Genomic DNA, 18,290 nt, shown 5'->3' with positions numbered 1-18,290 from the left:
CGCGCGGGGCTTTTGCTTTCTGGAGGGCCTATGGCCGTCACCGAAAACCATCTTGAGCACGAAACACTGGTCGTGGACGTGGAAATCCCGGGACATGAGGCGCGCACCACCACGTCGCTGTTCCGTCGCACCCGGCTAGAACTTCTGGCGCGCGAGAAGTGCTGCTTCATCTGCGGCAGGACTGCGGAGACTAGCGGCCATCCGTTGGAGGCCCATCACCACCCCGTAGAGCGGTCGCTGGCTACCGGTTGGTCATGGGACTTGTTTGCGCTCGACTGCAAGGCTGGCCTGTGGGGCGCTCATGCGCAGGCGTTCGATTGGGACAATTTCGACCCGGCCACCGACCCCTATGCCTTCGTGGACGATATGCGCTGCAACGGTCTGGTTCTGTGTAAGGACCACCACGTAGGTAAGGACGAGGGCATTCACACATTGCCGTTCCCGATATTCCTGTTTCAAAGGTATGCCGTCGAGGGCTACCAGTTCTCGCCCACGGAGGTGATCCACCATGCTGACCCTGCTTAAGACGATCTTCGCCACGCCCGGCCGCATCTTCTTCGCCGCGGTGCTGATCATCCTGGCGCTGTCCGGCGCATCGGTGCTGGTCTATCGGCACGAGCGGGACGCGGCGCGCGCCGAGCTGGCGCAGGCCAAGACTGATCTGGCCAAGGCGCAGTCTGACAACCGCGAGCTGTCCGGCTTGCTGGGCAAGCAGAACGCCGCAGTGTCCGACCTAGAGGCGCAGGCCAAGCTACGGCAGTACCAAGCAGCGAAGGCCGACGCCGACGCCCAGGCTGCCCAGTCCATGTACACGCTTCTGGCCGGCAAGATGCAGGCGCAGACTCCGGGCGCTGACCAGTGCGCGTCGCTGCACGGTCTGCGCCTGACCTTCGTGAAGGAGCGCCCATGACCCGCGCGCTGATGCTGTGTTTGCTGCTGGCTGGTTGCGCGGCCGTGCCGCAGGTGGTCGAAAAGCCGGTAGAGGTGAGGGTGCCTGTGTCGGTGCCGTGCAAGACGGCCGACATTCCGGAGCCAGACTGGCCGCTGGCGCATGTGCCGGCCACGGCCAGCGACTTCGAGTGGTTCCGGGCGGCGCTGGCCGAGCTGGCGCTACGCGCCGGGTATGAAGTCAGGCTGAGGGCGGCGGCCGAGGCGTGCCGCTGAGCGGGGCTAGCACCGCGGGCGCCCGCCAGCTTACTGCTTCACCCAACCCATCTTGGCATATGCCAGCGAGCAGTTATCAATCTCGTGCTGCGCGATGATGGGAAAGATACCCGGCGTTGTGGCGTTGCATTGAGCCACTTGGCCAGAGGTCGGATCTCGGAAGACGGCAGGCGTCGCGCAGCCGGCAAGTGCGGTGGTGATGAGGAAGGCAGTGGCGATTCTGAGCATATGGCTTCCATGCAATGGGGTGGGCGAGCGGGTGCTGGCTAGCGCGCAAGTCTACCGCCTGAACCCGCTGGGCGTATTGTCTTCCAAAGCGCACTATGGCGTAATTCGAAAGTGTGTGGGTGAGGTGCCATGCAAAGCATTGGCTCGAGGGGGCATTCTGGGGGGGTAGCTGGAAGGCGGTGTGCTATGATTTTCACTTATGGCTAAACATCGAACTATGACAGCGGTTGCTTCCCACAGGCATCGCCCCGGAGAGGGAGCTATCGTTGATGTTCGCGTCCAGCAGAGCGTTGGCGTGAATGGCCTCACCGCTGTATCAGTAGGTATTGACCTAGCGAGTGCACCGGTGCCGGATCGGCGATATGTGGCGGATCGAGCATCCGTTCTGGTTCGAGACGGCGTGACGAACTTGCTGTTTGGACAGGAAAGAATTAGCGGCAACGAGTTGCGCTCCTTGCTAGTTGTGAAGATGACGCCTGTAGGTGTGCAGCATTTCATGGATGCAATCGGGGCTATGCCGAAGCCGACGGTGAAAGAATTGATGGCCGCTGTTGGTGCGCCCTCTGAGGCGCTCAGATCGATTGATAATGAGCCTGATCAGACTGTGGCGTTTGCAGCAAATCTGGTAGCGTCAAGCTTTGCCGGTTTTGAGGCATGCTTTGACTTTTATCAAGCCTCTGCGTTTTCGATGGCGCACGTCTCTGCGACACAGAAACTTGCGGTAGACCCGGTTGTGAGGGTCGAGATGCGCATCGGGCTAGCCGATGCCTTGTTGGACGAGTTGCAACGTACCCGTACCGGCGGTCTCCTGTCGCATTGAATTGGAGTTGCAAATGGATGGATTTGAAACTTTCGATGTGCGCGCTTGGGTCGAACGCGGCCTTACTAGACACATTCGAGGTCGTGCAACTCGTGTGGTTCGCAACGCTTCGCGTACAGGGCGGCAGGTTGCAGCAAAGGTTAGCTTGGCAATAGTTGCGTCGGCCACGGCTTTGACTTCCGTTCCTGCGTTTACCGCAGCGGAAGTCTCCTATATTGCGCAGCGCGGCACTGATCTTCGTGCCGCTCATTCAGCCGAGGATGGTTCGGACCACGTTCCCGCCGGATATTGGGGCGCATCGATGGCAGCGATTCGCTCATGGGAGCAGCTTCCAGAGCCTGAGCGTAGGTACGAGATCCCCCCTTTTATCTGATTGCCTGTGAATGACACTACTTGGTGGGGTGATGGGCTCCATCAACAGCTTTCATACAGTGACATCGTTGTTGGGGTTCCACTGTTTACGCAGGCTCATCCCACCGAGTACTTGTCACCTGTGACGCTAAAAGGCGGTTTGAAAGGGTATTCAGCGGGTGAGCCAACAAATGCAGCAAAGACGTCTGGGAATCTGTTCGCGCTCGCAAAGGGCGCAATCACTGATGTGATCGTGGTGTCCCATGATTGCGAGCTGGACAAGCCTCGGGAAAATCCGCGTGTCATAGTTGCGCCGATCAAGCGTCTTTCCGCGCTCGGGAATGATGAGCAGCTGCACAGGGACATCCTTGGGCAGTTGCTGTACCATTTCATGCCTTTGCCGGATATACCGTCGCTGGGAACGTGCGTAGCGGATCTTAGGGGGATCCGAGCCGTTGATCGGGGCGCAATTGATCAGGGCAATCGGGTTGCAAGCATGACCCCGTCGGCAAGGTTGCGGCTTGACGCACAGCTGGTTGCATTTTTCCTTAGGCGCAAGTTACCTAGCGATTCCGCTCCAGACGCATCATAGAAAGCTAAACGACAGCCCCTAGAATGCGGCCAGGATGCTGTCCTCTGGCCGGTCGGGTTCGCGCGCACCATCGGTGCTGCATAGTCCGGCCTTTCATCCGGCCGCTGGGCGGCTCGATGCCGAAAATGTCCCGCAGGACCTGGCGCTGCACTGGGGGCGTAGTTCGTGCCCATCTCGGTCTCCGGGATGCGGGGCAGAGTCCGTCATGGTAACTGACGTGCCTATGGCTGCCGGAGCGTGAAGCGGACCGTTTTCTCGTCCAGGGCCACCCACGGCCCGACAGCGAGGCGTAGCAGCTGGCCATCGTACCAATACGACAAGTAGTCTGGTCGCCATTTGAGCGCACGCAGGTGGCGCGCCTCCATTCCGGCGACGACCAGGTAGCCGGCCGCCGCTGCAACTGCCTCGCAGGGTAGCCTCAACTCTTCGCTGTCATCGCCGAAGTAGTGGGCCTCAAGAAAGATGGTGGTGGGCGTCATGATTGGTGCTTGTAGTGGGCTCTCGAAATCTTTGCGCTCGCACAGATTTCTGTCTGACAGCTAGCTTTTTGGTCAGAATCCGCTCGTTCGCGCAGATTTTTCTATCACGAGGCTTCGACGGGCTCGGCCCGATAGGCGGCCCAATACAGATGCGAGTGCTTGTGGTGCCGAACCTTGTTGACCTGGGCATAGAAACGGACCGGACCGATGCCGTCCACTTCCATCAGGACTTCCTGCCGCTGTCCTTCAGTCGTGGGCGGCGGGAGAAGGCGCTTAACGTCTGAAATGATGTCACCGCGGATCTGCGCGAGGATGCCGTTGCCGGCGTCGGCCTGCGCGGTGCCAGACGGAAATTGGCAGCCGGAAGCATTCTTGCTGTTGCCCATCGATCAGCTCCGGCCAGGGACGATGCGGACGCCATCGGGCGAGACTTCGATCTGGGGCGCGTGACCATAAGAGCGCAGCCTCCGGACATCCTCTCGGGCCGAAGCTGGAATGTCATTCCGGCAGGTCAGGGCTCTGCTGCTGATATGGAAGGTGCCGCAGCTCGGACAGGTGTAGCGGAAGCCGCGTGTCGCGGCGCGCATGCGCTCGGCAGCGGCGGAGCAGAGGGGGCAATTTGCGGGTTCGGGTGACATGTTGCGCGGCTCACTGGCACTGTATAAATGTACAGTATATAGACCGGCAAGCATGTCGCAAGGGGAGGGCCAAAATTTTCCAACGGGCACCCGGAGAGCCGCATAAACACTGGGGGTGACTTTTCCGCGTGGTTGGAAAATCGGAAAGCTAAGTATCTGAGTTATAATCTAAAAAGTGACTTGTAGTGCCGGATTGTGATTCCTGTCGTCGTGGGTTCGAGTCCCATCAGCCACCCCAAGAATCTTTCTTAGAAGACAGCCACTTATAAAGTGGCTGTTTTTCTTTCCGCCTCCAACGCGGGCTGCCCTGCCAGTTCAGGCCCGACATGCACCGTGCTTCGCCAAGTGTCGCCCCACCCGGGGCCGGCGGGCATCGCTCTTATCGCATTCGCGTGCATCCCGCCCGCCACGAGCCTGTGGCGCCGAACCACTGCTGCGCAGTCGCCCGCCAGGGCCGACGTCCCATCGCCGCAGCACCGCTCCACAGGATCTCCATGACCTACCGGCTCCAGGCCGCGCTGACCACTGCTGCTTTCAAGCTTCTTGCCGCATTGCCATATGGCGTGACCGCACGCCTGGGTGATGCGATCGGCAAGCTGCTCTACCGCATTCCCAGTCGCCGCCGCCGTATCGTCCTTACCAACCTGATGCTGTGCTTCCCGGACATGGACGAAGACACGCGCCAACAGCTGGCACGGAATCACTTCGGCCACGTCCTGCGCAGCTACCTCGAGCGCGGCGTGCAATGGTTCGGCAACGCCGAGCGCCTGGGCAAGCTGATCGAGCTGGACACCCGCATCGACCTGGCTGCCTGCTCGGAACAGCCAACCATCTTCCTTGGCTTTCACTTCGTCGGCATCGAGGCCGGTTGCATGTTCTATTCGATGCGCCATCCGGTGGCGTCGCTATACTCCCGGATGTCGAGTCCGTTGCTGGAGGCGATCTCGCTAGCGCAGCGCGGCCGCTTCGGCGCCGAGATGATCCCGCGCAGCGGCAGCGGCAAGCAGGTGGTGCGTGCGCTGCGCGCGGGCTGCCCCGTGATGCTGGCTGCGGACATGGACTTCGGTACCCCCGATTCTGTATTCGTGCCGTTCTTCGGCGTGCCCGCCTGCACGCTGACCTCGGCCTCGCGCCTGGCCAGCATCACCGGTGCGCGCGTGGTGCCCTTTACCACCGAGGTGCTGCCTGACTACCGCGGCTACCGCCTGCGCGTGTTCGACGCGCTTGAGGGCTACCCTTCAGGTAGCGTGGAAGAGGATTCCCGGCGCATGAACGCCTTCCTGGAAGCGCAGATCGCGACCATGCCGGAGCAGTATTACTGGATCCACCGGCGATTCAAGAATCGACCCGTTGGCATGTCGCCCGTGTACTGATCGGCGAATACCGGCACGTTTGAAGACGCACGCTGCCCGCATGCCGCGGGTTCTCGCATTGGGCAAGCAAGCAACTGCAAACGTCTGAGGCGCGATCAACCGTCAGCAATTGTGAGCATCTTGAGCAAGGGTGGCGGCCCTCCCTCATTCTTTTGGTTTCCACCCGCCATCCCGTCCGATGAAAGCCGGCGTTGCCGGCCGTGGTCCGGCCCGGCTAGGCTGTATGGCGGATATGCCGCTTGCCTCCCGCGGACTACTCTTCCGGGAAAACTACAGGCGGGAGACGCGCATGTACCGAGGAATCGTGGTCGTCGGCCTCTGCCTGCTCGTCCTCCAGGGCTGCGCGACAAAACACTATGGGCGGGTCGGCACGGTGACCGAATTTGAGCGCCAGGCCATGACTTGCCGCGAGATTGCGCTTGAGCAGGCCAGGGTCAGCGGCTTCCGGCAGCAGATCGACCAGGAAAGCCAGTTCGATGCCCGCTCGATCCTTGCCTTCCTGGGCGACTTCGGCATCGGCAATGCGCTGGAGCGGAACGCTGCCACGGAGAATGCCTCGGCGCGTGCGGCGGCCCTGCAGGCGTTGAGTGCGCAGCGCGGCTGTGTCTCGCAAACGGTCGCGGCAAGGGCGGCGCAGCCGGAAATGGCGCCTGCGCCCCAGCCGGGGCGATATTCGGCAACTGTCGAAGCCCTGGCGCAGCGCGACATGTGCATGCCGGTGGGGCACGCCCTCGTGACCGGCACCAGCCAGGCCGGCGATACCTATCAGGTGAACTGCATGGGCGGCATGACCAGGGAGTACGCCTGTGCTGGCCAGAGTTGCGGGGTAGCCAGGTAGCACCGGGCCTGGAGGCCATATGCTGGTCGCGATCGTAAGCACCGAGACAACTGGACTCACCCCTGCGGATGAGCCCATCAGCATAGGCTTACTGCTTGTGGAGGTAGCCCCCCGGCTGGGCTCGCTCGTACGGGAGGTTGACAGCTACTATGGCTCGCGGGAGCCAGACGTCCCCGTTGAGCCGGCTTCCACCGGTGTCCACGGGATGACCATCGAGATGCTTCGCGGCAAGCGATTCGACATGGATGCCGTCAACGCGATTCTCGACGCCGCCGACGTGCTGGTTGCCCACGGTGCCGATTTCACGGCCAGGATGCTGGCGACCGTGCTGCCCGGCATTCCGGCCAGGCGCTGGCGTTGCTCGATCCGGCAGCTCAAGTGGGCCCAGTACTACCAGGTGCCGAACCACAAGCTCGACACGATCTGCGATCACCTCGGGATATTCCGGCCTCGCCCGCAAATTGCGCTGGACGATTGCCTGTCCCTGGCGAAAGTCCTCTTTTTGCGCACCGGCACCAGCGAGAGGGCGGGCACCCATATGGCCAATCTGCTGGCTCAGTCCGACTTCGTGCCGGCTACCCCGACGATGGTCCAGGTTGTGGCGCCTGCGCCATTGATCGAGCCAAACGAGCGCGCGGAACCCGCCGATCCATGGCTGCCGAAGGCCGCGCCGGAACGCAACGATGGCCCCGTCCGCGCGCTGATGCTTGTGGCGATGATGGTCGTCGGCGTAGCTGCGGTGCTTATCTGGCCAGATCTGCTGCGGTGGTAACCGGCCGCAACCGCGTGACCTGACGGCCGTCATGGTCTTCGCGAACGCTGGCTGTCCTGTACCATACCCGCCTCGCATTCATTGAAGGGTTGTCATGTCGGGTCGGGCGAAGATTGTCTCGGGTAGCTTGGCGCTATCCATTCTGTTGGCTGGCTGCGCGACGAGCATGTCGGCGAAGGATATCCGTGCACTGCCGGCCAAGCGCATGGTCACGCAGGTCAAGCTGAATGAGGTGGCCCAGTGCCTGCGCAATAATCTCGGCGATGACACCAGTGTTGTGACATACCCGGATGGCCGCGTGGAAATCGGCATCGGCAACCGGACCTCGGCCGGGCAGTTCGACTATGTGTATCTCGTGTCCCTGGGCGTCAAGGCCGACGGAACGTCCATCGAGCTGCGCAAGACCGGCGCCTGGTTCCCGCAACTGAGCCCCCATGAACTCGATGCCGAAACCAAGGCCTGTGCACGGACCTGAGGCGCCCTTCCGGCCTATCTCCAAGGCCCGCCGATGCGGGTCTTTTTCTTTGCGACCTGGAATGGATGCGCGCCACGTTGGCGCGGCTACCCAGGGGGAATCGCCATCTCTGGCAACTGTCCCGCTCAGGCAGCGAGCTTGGCTGGCTCGTCCAGTTCCAGCATGCGGCAGATCGCGGCCATGCTGCCAACCATGGTGCGGCGTTGCGCGCCCTGGTAGATACGCACGCCTTTCGACTGGCGGAAGGGCACCGGCTTGACTGGACGGCGGGCGGCGGCGTGGTGGATTTGCGGCATGGCTACACCTCTTTTTTGGGCAAAGCGGGGTCAACACCCGGCGAGCCGGGCGGCGTCAGCAAAGCAATGGAAGCGGGTGGCCCGGGGCAGGCAATGCCTGCCGGCAGGTCAGAAGCCGGAAGAGCGGATCAGTCCGACGGCAATGCCTTCCAGCGAGAATTCCTCGCGGCCGGGCTCCACGACGATATTCGGGAAGTCCGGGTTCTCCGCGATCAGTTCGATATGGCCGCCCCGGCGTTGCAGGCGCTTGACGGTGACGTCGTCGCCCAGCCGGGCCACGACAATCTTGCCGTTTGCCGCTTCACTTGCACGGCGCACGGCCAGCAGGTCGCCGTCGAGGATGCCGGCATCGCGCATGCTCAGCCCGCGCACGCGCAGCAGGTAGTCAGGGCGCTCGTCGAAGACGGAAGCATCGACCTGGTACTGGCGGTCGATATGCTCGGCGGCAAGGATGGGGCTGCCAGCGGCCACGCGGCCAACCAGCGGCAGCGTCAGCTGCAGCACGCCGGCCATCGGCAGCGAGAACTGGTCGGGCATCTCCGAATCGCTGCGCGCCACCTTCAGGCGGATGCCGCGCGACGCGCCCGGGGTCAGCTCGATCACGCCCTTGCGTGCCAGCGCCCGCAGATGTTCTTCCGCGGCATTGGGCGAGGAGAAGCCGAACTCCGCAGCAATCTCGGCACGTGTAGGCGGAAAGCCGGTATGGCGGATCGTGTTGCGGATCAGATCGAAAATCTGCTGCTGCCGGGGTGTCAGGGTCGCCATGGGATCGCCGGTTCGTGCATTCGTCCACAGGTTGCTGGACTGGGCACTGTATGTTTAAACAGTATGCTGTGATTTTATACAGTATCAGACCAAGTGCAAGCAGAATTTCCGAGTCATCGTATCGACCTGAATGATGGCCTGCGTTTGTGAGGGCATGCGGCAGTGCCACGGTTACAATCGGCGGCATTCTTCCACCTCCCTTCAGCCCCCATGCCTCATCTGCCTCGAATCGTTGTGCTCGCCACCGGCGGCACCATTGCCGGCGCTTCCAGCAACCCCGCCAGCAGCGCGCACTACCAGGCGGCAACGGTGCCGGTGGCTTCGTTGCTGGCCGCGGTTCCGGCGTTGAACTCGGTGGCGCGGATCGAAGCGGAGCAGGTGGCCCAGGTCGACAGCAAGGACATGTCGTTTTCGCTGTGGTCGACGCTGGCGGCGCGCGTGGTGCACTGGTCTGCGCAGGCGGATGTGGCCGGCATTGTTATCACGCATGGCACCGATACGCTGGAGGAAACGGCGATGGCGTTGCACCTGTCGCTGCCGTGCGCGGTACCGGTGGTGCTGACGGCTGCGATGCGTCCGTCGACGTCGCTGTCGGCGGACGGGCCGCTCAACCTGCTCGATGCGGTCCGGGTGGCAAGTCATCCGGATGCGGCGGGCAAGGGCGTGCTGGTCGTGCTGAACCAGCAGATCCATGCCGCACGCGATGTCACCAAGGCGCACACCTCGGCGGTAGACGCCTTTGTTTCTCCGCTGGCCGGCCCGCTCGGCTTTGTGCAGGACGACTATGCGCGGTTTGCACATGCGCCTGCACGCCAGGCGCATGCCGTCATGCCGATGCCTGCCAGCTGGCCGGAGGTAGAGATCGTGGCCAGCTATGCGCAACCGGGGCGGGTGGCAATCGACGCCATGGTGGCGGCAGGCGTGCGGGGGCTGGTGGTGGCCGCCGCCGGCAATGGCTCAATCCATGAAACGCTGGCAGAGGCGCTGGTGGACGCCAATAGCGCCGGGGTGGCCGTCGTTCGCAGTTCCCGCACGGGTGCCGGCCATGTGGCGTTTCCGGCAGTTCCGCGACCGGCCGATGGGCTCTTTGTGTCTGCCGCCGACCTCAATCCTTATAAGGCACGGGTTCTGCTCGCGATGGCGCTGGCGAATGAGCCGGGGCTGGCCGCTGACCCCGCCAGGCTGCAGGCCGTCTTCGCGGGCGCATGAACGGACTTGCGGGGTTGTCAATATCCGGGCTATACTTTAAGGCTATTCAACCTTGCTACACCGGACTGTGACGCCCGGGTGGCTTATCCAAAAGGAGCGTCAATGCGTCATTACGAAATCGTATTTATCGTCCATCCGGACCAGAGCGAACAAGTGCCGGCCATGATCGAGCGTTACAAGACGCTGGTCACGTCGCAAAACGGCCAGGTTCACCGCGTGGAAGACTGGGGCCGTCGCCAGATGGCTTACATGATCCAGAAGCTGGCCAAGGCTCACTACGTTTGCCTGAACATCGAATGCGGCAAGGACACCCTGGCCGAACTCGAGCACGCGTTCAAGTTCAACGATGCCGTCCTGCGCCACCTGATCGTGCAGACCAAGAAGGCTGAGACCGCTCCTTCGCCGATGATGAAGGAAGTGCAGCGCGAAGAAGCCCGCAAGGCCGCGCAAACGACCACCGAAGGCCAGGCCGCCTGAGTGCGGACTGCGGTGCGTGCCATGGCTGACAGCGTCAGCCGCGGCACGGGTGTAAACAGCAAGGATTGCAAACAGCAAGAGGCCCCGCGTTGAACCAGCTTCGGCTTGCCGCCACCCTGGCGGAACGCGATGCCCTTCGCTATACCCCGGCCGGGGTGCCCGTCGTGAACTGCATCCTGCAGTACGCCGGCGAGGCCGTCGAGGCGGAAACGCCGCGCCAGGTCGAGTTTGCAATCGCAGCGATGGGAATCGGCCCGGTGGGCCAGCGGCTGGAGCGGCTACCGCTCGGCACGCTGCTCGACTGCGAAGGATTCCTCGCCCGCAAGCACCGCAACAGCAAGGCTCTCGTCTTTCACATCACCGGATGTAAAGCATTCGTAAAGGATTGAATCATGGCATTCGTCAAACGTGACAACAAGAACAAGAAGCGCTTCCAGCAACAGAACCCGCTGTTCAAGCGCAAGCGCTTCTGCCGCTTCACCGTGGCTGGCGTGGAACAGATCGACTACAAGGATCTGGACACCCTGAAGGACTTCATCGGCGACAACGGCAAGATCACGCCGGCCCGCCTGACCGGTACCAAGGCCCACTATCAGCGTCAGCTGGATACGGCCATCAAGCGCGCGCGTTTCCTCGCGCTGATGCCGTACACCGACCTGCACAAGAACTGATAGTCCAGGCCATAGGTCCGTAAAGGAGAGAACACGATGCAAATTATTCTGCTGGAAAAAGTCATCAACCTGGGCAACCTGGGTGACATCGTTCGCGTGAAGGACGGTTACGCCCGTAACTTCCTGATCCCGAGCAAGAAGGCCCGCCGCGCTACGCAAACCGCGATCGCCGAATTCGAAGTCAAGCGCGCCGAGCTGGAAAAGGCCGCCGCCGAGAAGCTCGCCGCCGCGCAAGCCGAAAGCGAGAAGCTGAACGGCCTGACCGTCCAGATCACCCAGAAGTCGGGTGTGGACGGCCGCCTGTTCGGTTCCGTGACCAACGCCGACATCGCCGATGCCCTGGGTGCCCAAGGCTTCAAGGTTGAAAAGGCGCAGGTTCGTCTGCCGAACGGCCCGCTGAAGGTCGTTGGCGACCACCCGGTCACCGTTGCGCTGCACACGGACGTCGTGGTCGACGTGACCGTGTCGGTCCTGGGCGATCAGGTCTAAGACGCGACAGCGCCTCTGCCGGCAGCCGGTCTGTCCGTCTGTCAGCCGAAGCAGGAAAGGCAGGAGCCATGCTCCTGCCTTTTTTTATTGTCCGCACACGGACTGAGCGGCCGGCGAACGGTTCTGCTTACGCCACAACCATGCGTGTCAAGGGCTGTCTCCGGATTGTTGCGATCAAATGTCCGGCGATGAGCGTCCGCCCGCCGTTATAATCCCACCCCATGAACGCGCCCGTCGCCGATCCCCAACTCGACAGTCTCAAGGTCCCACCGCACTCCATCGAAGCCGAGCAATCGGTTCTCGGCGGCCTGCTGCTGGATAACGCCGCCTGGGACCGTATTGCCGATTTCCTGTCCGAAGCGGATTTCTATCGATTCGACCATCGCCTGATCTTCCAGAGCATTGCCCGGCTGATCTCCGCCACTAAACCTGCCGACGTCATTACCGTCTACGAAATGCTGCAGGTGGCCGGCAAGGCCGAAGAAGTGGGCGGGCTGGCCTACCTCAATTCGCTGGCGCAGAACACGCCGAGCGCGGCCAATATCCGGCGCTATGCGGAAATCGTGCGCGAACGCTCGGTGCTGCGCAAGCTGGTGACGGTGGCCGACGATATCGCATCGGCGGCCTTTGCGCCGAAGGGGCGCGAAGTCCGCGAGTTGCTCGACGAGGCCGAGTCCAAGGTCTTCGCAATTGCCGAAGAGGGCTCGCGCGGCCAGAAGGGCTTCCAGGAGATCCAGCCGCTGCTGACCCAGGTGGTCGAGCGCATCGACGAGCTGTACCACCGCGATTCCAACACGGACGTGACCGGCGTGCCGACCGGCTTCATCGATCTGGACAAGATGACCAGCGGCATGCAGGCGGGCGATCTGATCATCGTGGCCGGCCGCCCGTCGATGGGTAAGACGGCGTTCTCGCTGAACATCGGCGAGCACGTGGCCGTGGAGCAAGGTCTGCCGGTGGCCGTGTTCTCGATGGAAATGGCGGGCACCCAGCTGGCCATGCGTATGCTCGGCTCGGTGGGCCGCCTCGACCAGCACCGGTTGCGTACCGGGCGCCTGCTGGACGAGGACTGGCCGCGGCTGACGCATGCTATCCAGCGCATGAACGATGCCCAGCTGTTCATCGACGAAACGCCGGCGCTGAACCCGATGGAACTCCGTGCCCGTTCGCGGCGCCTGGCGCGTCAGTGCGGGCAGCTTGGCCTGATCATCATCGACTACCTCCAGCTGATGTCAGGTTCCGGCGGCGGCGAGAACCGCGCGACGGAAATTTCCGAGATATCGCGTTCGCTCAAGGGCCTGGCCAAGGAACTGAACTGTCCGGTCATCGCGCTGTCGCAGCTCAACCGAAGCCTGGAACAGCGCCCGAACAAGCGTCCGGTGATGTCCGATTTGCGAGAATCCGGCGCTATCGAACAGGATGCCGACGTGATCCTGTTCATCTATCGCGATGAAGTCTATAACCCGGACTCCCAGGACAAGGGCACGTCCGAGATCATCATCGGCAAGCAGCGTAACGGCCCGATCGGCACCGTGCGCCTGACCTTCCTCGGCCAGTTCACGAAGTTCGACAACTTCAGCGGCGGCCCCGCCTTCTTCGACAACGACAACTGACGAAGTCAAGCCCGTTGCACCAGGTTGCACCTGGTCGTCTCGTTTGCGTCAAATCGACGGGCATTGCGTTCACAACCCTGTAAAATATTGCGCTTTGATGACAGCCGCCTGACAAGGCGGCTGTCTTGTAGTGCGTTCGCACCATCCAGCAACAAACTCAGCAGCGCCTTCGCGCTTCGACAAGGAACATTCCATGTTCGGCCGATTCATGCCCACCGAGGGCAAGTTTTTCGAGTATTTCAACCAGCATGCCGACTGCGCGGTGACTGCCGCCCATGAGCTGGAGGCGCTGGTCAACGACCTGCCCAATGCCGAGGCGCATGCCCGCCGGGTCCAGGCCACCGAGAAGAAGGCCGACCGCATTACCCACGACACCATCGACCTGCTGCACAAGACGTTCATCACGCCGCTGGACCGCGATGAAATCCACAAGCTCATCACGACCATGGATGACATCCTGGACCTGATGGAAGACGTGGCCGAGACCATCTCGCTGTACGACGTCACCAGCCTGACCGATGAAGCGCGCCGCCTGGCTGCAATCTGCGTGCAGTGCTGCGATCAGGTCAAGATCGCCGTCGGCCTGCTGGAAGACATGGGCAACGCCAGCACCATCCTGAAGACGGCGCAGCAGATCGACCAGCTCGAATCCGAAGCCGACCGCGTGATGCGTTCCGCGATGTCGAAGCTGTTCCGCGAGGAGACCGACGTGAAGCGCCTGATCAAGCTGAAGGCCATCTACGAGCAGCTCGAGACGATCACCGACAAGTGCGAGGACGTTGCCAACATCATCGAAGGCATCGTCCTGGAAAACGCCTGAGGCGGAATCGGCATGCAGACCATTCAAATGAGCCTGTGGGTGATCGCCCTGCTGGTAGCGCTCGCGCTGCTGTTCGACTTCATGAACGGCTTTCACGACGCCGCCAACTCGATCGCCACCGTGGTGTCCACGGGCGTGCTCAAGCCGCACCACGCGGTGGCGATGGCCGCCATGTGCAACGTTGTCGCGATCTTCATCTTCCACCTTAAGGTGGCGGCGACCGTCGGCACCGGCACCATCGACGTCCACATCGTTGACCACTACGTCATATTCGGGGCGCTGATGGGCGCCATCGCCTGGAACGTCATCACCTGGTATTACGGGATTCCGTCGTCGTCGTCCCACGCGCTGATCGGGGGGCTGGTGGGTGCGGCGGTGGCCAAGGCCGGCACCGGCGCGCTGGTCGGCAGCGGGTTGCTGAAGACCGTGGCCTTTATCCTGATCTCGCCGCTGCTGGGGTTCATCCTCGGCTCGCTGATGATGGTGGTGGTGGGCTGGACCTTCTTCCGCACGCCGCCGTCGCGCGTGGACCGCTGGTTCCGCCGCCTGCAGCTGGCCTCGGCATCGCTGTACAGCCTGGGGCACGGCGGCAATGATGCGCAGAAGACCATCGGCATTATCTGGATGCTGCTGATCGCCAGCGGCCACGTTGCCGCGGGCGGCGAGCCGCCGATCTGGGTGATCGCGAGCTGCTACGTGGCGATCGGCATGGGTACGCTGTTCGGCGGCTGGCGGATCGTGCGGACCATGGGCCAGAAGATCACCAAGCTCAAGCCGGTCGGCGGTTTCTGTGCGGAAACGGGCGGCGCGCTGACGCTGTTCTTCGCCTCGGCGCTGGGCGTGCCGGTGTCGACGACGCACACGATTACCGGCGCCATCGTTGGCGTGGGTTCGGCGCAGAAGATGTCGGCGGTGCGCTGGGGCGTGGCTGGCAATATCGTCTGGGCCTGGGTGCTGACGATCCCGGCCTCGGCCTTCATGGCAGCGATTGCGTGGTGGATCGGCCGCCAGATCCTGTGAGTCCGGCCATCTCCACATGAACAACGAAGCCAGGCGCTGCCTGGCTTTGTTGTTTTTGGCTCCCCTCGTCAGATCAACGGTTGGCGAAGGCGGCGATGGGATCGTCGTCGTCCGAAGGCGGTGGTGGCGCTTCCGGCGCCGGCAGCGGGGCAGCGGGCACCGCAGGCAAGGGTGCCGGCGCGGGCAAGGGTGGCTGGTTGATCGCCGCCACCACGCGCCGCGCGCCGTTGTAGCGCGACGCCCAGTAGGACTTGCCCATGTCCTCCAGCCGCACCGTGCCGCCGGTGGAGGGGGCGTGCACGAAGCGGTTCTGGCCGACATAGATGCCGACGTGCGAGTTGGCGCGGCCGGTCGTATTGAAGAACACCAGGTCGCCCGAGGCGACTTCGCTGCGATCGAGTGCGGTTCCGCGCTCGCCCATGGCCTCTGTCGTGCGCGGCAGGTTTACGTTGGCGGCGCGGGAAACCACATAGCGGACCAGTCCGCTGCAGTCAAAGCCTGCATCGGGCGTGTTGCCGCCGTAGCGGTATGGCGTGCCGACCAGCGACATGGCCTGGATCGAGATCTCCTCGAGCCCGGCGCTGGGATCGATCATCGGTTTACCGGGCGTGCGCGGCAGAGCGCCGTGACGGGAGGGCGGGCTCGCGGCGCAGGCGGCCAGCAACAGAACCGTTGCACAAAGCAGCGGAAAGCGCGCCGAGGCGAGCGCAGCCTGCGGGCGCAGGTTCAGGATAGGACGAAGGGTGGTACGGCGCAGGGGCATCCTCTTGATCCGGTCGCCGGGCCTTGCTTGCGCCGGCGACCATGCCGCTACCAGCGAAGCTGGGCGTTGCGGGTGCCGGTGCTGATCTTGATGGACTTGGCCTGGCCCTTGTAACTGGCTTCGATATTGTAGCTGCCTTCCGGCGCACGTATCAGGCAGCGCGGCCCTGCGGCCCTGAAGGAGGCGACCTCCTGCTCGTCGCGGATCAGGCGTACGGCGACGTCGGACAGGTATTCGCCTTCGGCGCCCTGCGTGAACAGGATGCCCATATTGAAGCTCTTCTCCTGCGCGGCAAGCTGTTTGCGCTCGTCTTCCGCGATGCCACCGCAGACATAGCTGACCGGGCCCATGGTGCGGATCACCATATCTTCGCCCGCATGCGCAGGGCGCCAGGAAGCGGCCAGCGCGATGCCGGCTCCGACCAGCGCGGCGAGGACCAGCTGTTGCCTCCGCAGGTGAGGGCTGGCCACGGCGCGCGCCAGGCTATCGCTGCGGGTGCGGTATCTGTCGGGCCAATGCTGGTTGTTCATCGATACCTCCAATCGACTGGATACGAGGGAATACGAGAGAACACGCGGAAATCATAACCGGAAAACGGAGGCCCGCAAGTCAAGACAGCCGGCGCCCGGGGAGGCGTCGGCTGTCTTGGCTTGCAGGATGATGATGTGCTGGTGACTTAAAGCACGTCGCCGGCGTGGTCCGCCAGGCGCGAGCGTTCGCCGCGTGCCAGCGTGATGTGGCCGCTGTGGCTCCAGCCCTTGAAGCGGTCCACCACATAGGTCAGGCCGGACGAGCCTTCGGTCAGGTACGGCGTATCGATCTGCGCGATATTGCCCAGGCAGATGATCTTGGTACCGGGGCCGGCCCGCGTCACCAGGGTCTTCATCTGCTTCGGCGTCAGGTTCTGCGCCTCATCGATGATGACGAACTTGTTGACGAAGGTGCGGCCGCGCATGAAGTTCATGCTCTTGACCTTGATGCGCGAGCGGATCAGCTCCTGGGTGGCAGCCCGGCCCCATTCGCCGGCGCTGTCGTCGCTCTTTTGCAGGACTTCGAGGTTGTCGTCGAAGGCGCCCATCCACGGCTGCATCTTCTCTTCCTCGGTGCCGGGCAGGAAGCCGATGTCCTCGCCCACCGGCACCGTGGCACGGGTGACGATGATCTCGTTGTACTGCTTCTGGTCCAGCACCTGCTCAAGGCCCGCCGCCAGCGCCAGCAGGGTCTTGCCGGTACCGGCCTGGCCGAGCAGCGTGACGAAGTCGATGTCCGGGTTCATCAGCAGGTTGAGCGCGAAGTTCTGCTCGCGGTTGCGGGCGGTCACGCTCCACACGTTGTTCTTGTGGTGCGTGTAGTCCTTGAGCGTCTGCAGCAGCGCGGTCTTGCCATTGATTTCCTTGACCTGGGCATACAACGGCAGGCTGCCGTCCACCGGCTCCAGGTAGACGAACTGGTTGACCAGGAACGACGGCACCAGCGGGCCCGTCAGGCGGTAGAACATCGCACCGGACTTCGGGTCCTGCCAGCTTTCCACGCCCTTGCCATGTCTGGCCCAGAAGTCGCCGGGCAGTTGCATTACGCCCGCATAGAGCAGGTCCTTGTCTTCCAGGACCTGGTCGTTGAAGTAGTCCTCGGCGGGCAAGCCAAGGGCGCGCGCCTTGATGCGCATGTTGATGTCTTTCGACACCAGCACCACCTGGCGCTCGGGGTATTGCTGCTGCAGCGCGCTGACCACGCCCAGGATCTGGTTGTCGGCCTTGCCTTGCGGCAGGCCCTCGGGGAGCTTGATATCGTTCAGCCGGGTCTGGAAGAACAGCTTGCCCTGCGCGTCGCGGTTGCCAAGCTTGGCCAGCGGGAGGCCCTCGTCGAGCACGCCGTCGGTGCCGCCCACCAGCGAATCGAGCGTGCGGCTCACCATGCGGGCGTTGCGCGCGACTTCGCTCATGCCCTTCTTGTGGTTGTCCAGCTCTTCGAGCGTCATCATCGGCAGATAGATGTCGTGTTCCTCGAAGCGGAAGAGCGAGGCCGGGTCGTGCATCAGCACGTTGGTATCGAGCACGAACAGCTTGCTCGGGCCCTCGGCCTTGCGCGTGCGGCGCGTGGTGCCGGTGGCCGGTTTGACCAGGCTGACCGGCGCGGCGCTGACCGGTGCAACCGGCGCGGCGGGTGTTTCGGTGGAGCGGGCGCGTGTGCCACCGGCGGCGCGCGCCGTGACATCGGGCGCTTTCGATTCACCGGTTTCCAGCAATGCCACGCGCTCAAGTGCCGGCACGGGTTTCTTCCCCTGTGCGGCGGATTTGGCCTTGGGCACCACGGAGACCGGAGCAAATTCGCTCGGATCCAGCAATTGGGCAGGCTTGGCGGGCATGGTAGGCAGCGGCATGCTTGGCTTTCCTTTCAGGGGGACGGGAAGGGGGCGGTGGTGTCCGCATCGCGCCAG

24 protein-coding genes and 1 tRNA gene are annotated in these 18,290 nt (G+C 63.1%); 17 read left to right on the top strand and 8 right to left on the bottom strand.

What is annotated here, in order from left to right; translation table 11 throughout:
* Positions 1–30: 30 nt before the first annotated feature.
* Genes RM96_RS17705 through RM96_RS17695 form a run of 3 tightly spaced genes read left to right on the top strand, consistent with a single transcriptional unit; the run spans position 31 to position 1,164 of the window.
* Positions 31–525, top strand: a complete 495-nt coding sequence (locus RM96_RS17705; RefSeq protein ID WP_039012432.1) for a hypothetical protein — start codon at positions 31–33, stop codon at positions 523–525.
* The gene (locus RM96_RS17700) at positions 509–910 is read left to right on the top strand and encodes a hypothetical protein (protein ID WP_052279561.1); all 402 of its coding nucleotides are present in this window, start codon (positions 509–511) and stop codon (positions 908–910) included. Before RM96_RS17705 ends, RM96_RS17700 begins: the two co-directional genes overlap by 17 nt.
* Entirely contained in the window at positions 907–1,164 is a 258-nt protein-coding gene (locus tag RM96_RS17695; protein ID WP_039012431.1) for a hypothetical protein, read from the top strand. The genes RM96_RS17700 and RM96_RS17695 overlap by 4 nt, the downstream gene beginning before the upstream one ends.
* Positions 1,165–1,194: 30 nt before the next feature.
* Here RM96_RS17695 and RM96_RS17690 read toward each other — a convergent pair whose 3' ends face one another.
* Positions 1,195–1,392, bottom strand: coding sequence for a hypothetical protein (locus tag RM96_RS17690; RefSeq protein WP_039012430.1), 198 nt, complete (start codon positions 1,390–1,392; stop codon positions 1,195–1,197).
* A gap of 295 nt (positions 1,393–1,687) precedes the next feature.
* Between RM96_RS17690 and RM96_RS17685 the strand changes: the two genes are divergently transcribed.
* Positions 1,688–2,212, top strand: coding sequence for a hypothetical protein (locus tag RM96_RS17685; protein WP_152624138.1), 525 nt, complete (start codon positions 1,688–1,690; stop codon positions 2,210–2,212).
* Between the two features lie 1,164 nt (positions 2,213–3,376).
* Here the strand turns inward: RM96_RS17685 and RM96_RS17675 are convergent.
* Together RM96_RS17675 and RM96_RS17670 are read right to left on the bottom strand one after the other, a co-directional pair.
* Complete coding sequence (locus RM96_RS17675; RefSeq protein WP_039012427.1) at positions 3,377–3,634, bottom strand: hypothetical protein; 258 nt, start codon at positions 3,632–3,634, stop codon at positions 3,377–3,379.
* A gap of 104 nt (positions 3,635–3,738) precedes the next feature.
* Complete coding sequence (locus RM96_RS17670) at positions 3,739–4,020, bottom strand: hypothetical protein (RefSeq protein WP_039012426.1); 282 nt, start codon at positions 4,018–4,020, stop codon at positions 3,739–3,741.
* A 380-nt stretch (positions 4,021–4,400) separates the two neighbouring features.
* On the opposite strand from RM96_RS17670, the gene RM96_RS38660 reads away from it, so the two are divergent.
* The 5 genes from RM96_RS38660 to RM96_RS17650 all read left to right on the top strand — a co-directional run bounded on the left by RM96_RS38660 (position 4,401) and on the right by RM96_RS17650 (position 7,730).
* A tRNA-His gene (locus RM96_RS38660) sits at positions 4,401–4,510 on the top strand.
* Positions 4,511–4,766: 256 nt separating this feature from the next.
* Positions 4,767–5,645, top strand: a complete 879-nt coding sequence (locus RM96_RS17665) for a lipid A biosynthesis lauroyl acyltransferase (protein ID WP_039012425.1) — start codon at positions 4,767–4,769, stop codon at positions 5,643–5,645.
* Positions 5,646–5,934: 289 nt separating this feature from the next.
* Complete coding sequence (locus RM96_RS40000; protein WP_063925995.1) at positions 5,935–6,483, top strand: hypothetical protein; 549 nt, start codon at positions 5,935–5,937, stop codon at positions 6,481–6,483.
* A gap of 19 nt (positions 6,484–6,502) precedes the next feature.
* Complete coding sequence (locus RM96_RS17655) at positions 6,503–7,255, top strand: exonuclease domain-containing protein (protein ID WP_039012424.1); 753 nt, start codon at positions 6,503–6,505, stop codon at positions 7,253–7,255.
* A 166-nt stretch (positions 7,256–7,421) separates the two neighbouring features.
* Positions 7,422–7,730, top strand: a complete 309-nt coding sequence (locus RM96_RS17650; RefSeq protein WP_082016585.1) for a hypothetical protein — start codon at positions 7,422–7,424, stop codon at positions 7,728–7,730.
* A gap of 125 nt (positions 7,731–7,855) precedes the next feature.
* Here the strand turns inward: RM96_RS17650 and RM96_RS39380 are convergent, their stop codons facing one another.
* Both RM96_RS39380 and lexA read right to left on the bottom strand, forming a co-directional pair.
* Positions 7,856–8,026 (bottom strand): hypothetical protein, encoded by a 171-nt coding sequence (locus tag RM96_RS39380; protein WP_193752474.1) that lies wholly within the window; start codon positions 8,024–8,026, stop codon positions 7,856–7,858.
* A gap of 108 nt (positions 8,027–8,134) precedes the next feature.
* Positions 8,135–8,791 carry a transcriptional repressor LexA gene (lexA, locus tag RM96_RS17645; RefSeq protein ID WP_039012422.1) on the bottom strand — a complete coding sequence of 219 codons (657 nt, stop codon included), beginning with the start codon at positions 8,789–8,791 and terminating at the stop codon, positions 8,135–8,137.
* Positions 8,792–9,001: 210 nt separating this feature from the next.
* Between lexA and RM96_RS17640 the strand changes: the two genes are divergently transcribed.
* The 8 genes from RM96_RS17640 (at position 9,002) to RM96_RS17605 (ending at position 15,090) form a co-directional block, all read left to right on the top strand.
* Positions 9,002–10,000: an asparaginase gene (locus RM96_RS17640; protein WP_039012421.1), complete on the top strand. Its 999-nt coding sequence runs from the start codon at positions 9,002–9,004 to the stop codon at positions 9,998–10,000.
* Positions 10,001–10,102: 102 nt separating this feature from the next.
* Positions 10,103–10,477: a 30S ribosomal protein S6 gene (gene rpsF, locus RM96_RS17635; RefSeq protein ID WP_039012420.1), complete on the top strand. Its 375-nt coding sequence runs from the start codon at positions 10,103–10,105 to the stop codon at positions 10,475–10,477.
* Between the two features lie 89 nt (positions 10,478–10,566).
* On the top strand, positions 10,567–10,866 hold the full coding sequence (gene priB / locus RM96_RS17630) for a primosomal replication protein N (protein WP_039012419.1): 300 nt from the start codon (positions 10,567–10,569) through the stop codon (positions 10,864–10,866).
* A 3-nt stretch (positions 10,867–10,869) separates the two neighbouring features.
* On the top strand, positions 10,870–11,148 hold the full coding sequence (gene rpsR, locus RM96_RS17625) for a 30S ribosomal protein S18 (protein ID WP_006163606.1): 279 nt from the start codon (positions 10,870–10,872) through the stop codon (positions 11,146–11,148).
* A gap of 36 nt (positions 11,149–11,184) precedes the next feature.
* Positions 11,185–11,637, top strand: a complete 453-nt coding sequence (gene rplI / locus RM96_RS17620) for a 50S ribosomal protein L9 (protein ID WP_039012414.1) — start codon at positions 11,185–11,187, stop codon at positions 11,635–11,637.
* Between the two features lie 221 nt (positions 11,638–11,858).
* Positions 11,859–13,250 carry a replicative DNA helicase gene (locus RM96_RS17615; RefSeq protein ID WP_039012413.1) on the top strand — a complete coding sequence of 464 codons (1,392 nt, stop codon included), beginning with the start codon at positions 11,859–11,861 and terminating at the stop codon, positions 13,248–13,250.
* Between the two features lie 193 nt (positions 13,251–13,443).
* Entirely contained in the window at positions 13,444–14,070 is a 627-nt protein-coding gene (locus tag RM96_RS17610; RefSeq protein ID WP_039012411.1) for a DUF47 domain-containing protein, read from the top strand.
* A gap of 12 nt (positions 14,071–14,082) precedes the next feature.
* Positions 14,083–15,090 carry an inorganic phosphate transporter gene (locus RM96_RS17605; RefSeq protein WP_039012410.1) on the top strand — a complete coding sequence of 336 codons (1,008 nt, stop codon included), beginning with the start codon at positions 14,083–14,085 and terminating at the stop codon, positions 15,088–15,090.
* Positions 15,091–15,163: 73 nt separating this feature from the next.
* Here RM96_RS17605 and RM96_RS17600 read toward each other — a convergent pair whose 3' ends face one another.
* The 3 genes from RM96_RS17600 to RM96_RS17590 form a co-directional block, all read right to left on the bottom strand.
* Complete coding sequence (locus RM96_RS17600; protein WP_039012406.1) at positions 15,164–15,853, bottom strand: C40 family peptidase; 690 nt, start codon at positions 15,851–15,853, stop codon at positions 15,164–15,166.
* A gap of 47 nt (positions 15,854–15,900) precedes the next feature.
* Positions 15,901–16,383: a hypothetical protein gene (locus RM96_RS17595; protein ID WP_039012404.1), complete on the bottom strand. Its 483-nt coding sequence runs from the start codon at positions 16,381–16,383 to the stop codon at positions 15,901–15,903.
* 146 nt (positions 16,384–16,529) lie between these two features.
* Entirely contained in the window at positions 16,530–18,233 is a 1,704-nt protein-coding gene (locus tag RM96_RS17590; RefSeq protein WP_039012403.1) for a PhoH family protein, read from the bottom strand.
* Positions 18,234–18,290: the final 57 nt, after the last annotated feature.

Origin of the sequence: Cupriavidus sp. IDO (genome assembly GCF_000812465.1) — a bacterium.
GTDB lineage: Bacteria > Pseudomonadota > Gammaproteobacteria > Burkholderiales > Burkholderiaceae > Cupriavidus.
Note: the sequence above shows the minus strand (reverse complement) of the source record. Positions and strands in the feature narration are given on the sequence as shown.

Excerpts from the sequence above, each read along its gene's own strand:
- RM96_RS17690 (WP_039012430.1), bottom strand. The coding sequence starts at position 1,392 with ATGCTCAGAATCGCCACTGCCTTCCTCATCACCACCGCACTTGCCGGC.
- RM96_RS17705 (WP_039012432.1), top strand. The coding sequence starts at position 31 with ATGGCCGTCACCGAAAACCATCTTGAGCACGAAACACTGGTCGTGGAC.
- RM96_RS17595 (WP_039012404.1), bottom strand. The coding sequence starts at position 16,383 with ATGAACAACCAGCATTGGCCCGACAGATACCGCACCCGCAGCGATAGC.
- lexA (WP_039012422.1), bottom strand. The coding sequence starts at position 8,791 with ATGGCGACCCTGACACCCCGGCAGCAGCAGATTTTCGATCTGATCCGC.
- RM96_RS17610 (WP_039012411.1), top strand. The coding sequence starts at position 13,444 with ATGTTCGGCCGATTCATGCCCACCGAGGGCAAGTTTTTCGAGTATTTC.
- RM96_RS17605 (WP_039012410.1), top strand. The coding sequence starts at position 14,083 with ATGCAGACCATTCAAATGAGCCTGTGGGTGATCGCCCTGCTGGTAGCG.
- rplI (WP_039012414.1), top strand. The coding sequence starts at position 11,185 with ATGCAAATTATTCTGCTGGAAAAAGTCATCAACCTGGGCAACCTGGGT.
- RM96_RS39380 (WP_193752474.1), bottom strand. The coding sequence starts at position 8,026 with ATGCCGCAAATCCACCACGCCGCCGCCCGCCGTCCAGTCAAGCCGGTG.
- RM96_RS17665 (WP_039012425.1), top strand. The coding sequence starts at position 4,767 with ATGACCTACCGGCTCCAGGCCGCGCTGACCACTGCTGCTTTCAAGCTT.
- RM96_RS17670 (WP_039012426.1), bottom strand. The coding sequence starts at position 4,020 with ATGGGCAACAGCAAGAATGCTTCCGGCTGCCAATTTCCGTCTGGCACC.
- RM96_RS17600 (WP_039012406.1), bottom strand. The coding sequence starts at position 15,853 with ATGCCCCTGCGCCGTACCACCCTTCGTCCTATCCTGAACCTGCGCCCG.
- RM96_RS40000 (WP_063925995.1), top strand. The coding sequence starts at position 5,935 with ATGTACCGAGGAATCGTGGTCGTCGGCCTCTGCCTGCTCGTCCTCCAG.
- RM96_RS17650 (WP_082016585.1), top strand. The coding sequence starts at position 7,422 with ATGTCGGCGAAGGATATCCGTGCACTGCCGGCCAAGCGCATGGTCACG.
- RM96_RS17695 (WP_039012431.1), top strand. The coding sequence starts at position 907 with ATGACCCGCGCGCTGATGCTGTGTTTGCTGCTGGCTGGTTGCGCGGCC.
- rpsR (WP_006163606.1), top strand. The coding sequence starts at position 10,870 with ATGGCATTCGTCAAACGTGACAACAAGAACAAGAAGCGCTTCCAGCAA.
- RM96_RS17640 (WP_039012421.1), top strand. The coding sequence starts at position 9,002 with ATGCCTCATCTGCCTCGAATCGTTGTGCTCGCCACCGGCGGCACCATT.
- RM96_RS17700 (WP_052279561.1), top strand. The coding sequence starts at position 509 with ATGCTGACCCTGCTTAAGACGATCTTCGCCACGCCCGGCCGCATCTTC.
- RM96_RS17615 (WP_039012413.1), top strand. The coding sequence starts at position 11,859 with ATGAACGCGCCCGTCGCCGATCCCCAACTCGACAGTCTCAAGGTCCCA.
- RM96_RS17655 (WP_039012424.1), top strand. The coding sequence starts at position 6,503 with ATGCTGGTCGCGATCGTAAGCACCGAGACAACTGGACTCACCCCTGCG.
- RM96_RS17590 (WP_039012403.1), bottom strand. The coding sequence starts at position 18,233 with ATGCCGCTGCCTACCATGCCCGCCAAGCCTGCCCAATTGCTGGATCCG.
- rpsF (WP_039012420.1), top strand. The coding sequence starts at position 10,103 with ATGCGTCATTACGAAATCGTATTTATCGTCCATCCGGACCAGAGCGAA.
- RM96_RS17675 (WP_039012427.1), bottom strand. The coding sequence starts at position 3,634 with ATGACGCCCACCACCATCTTTCTTGAGGCCCACTACTTCGGCGATGAC.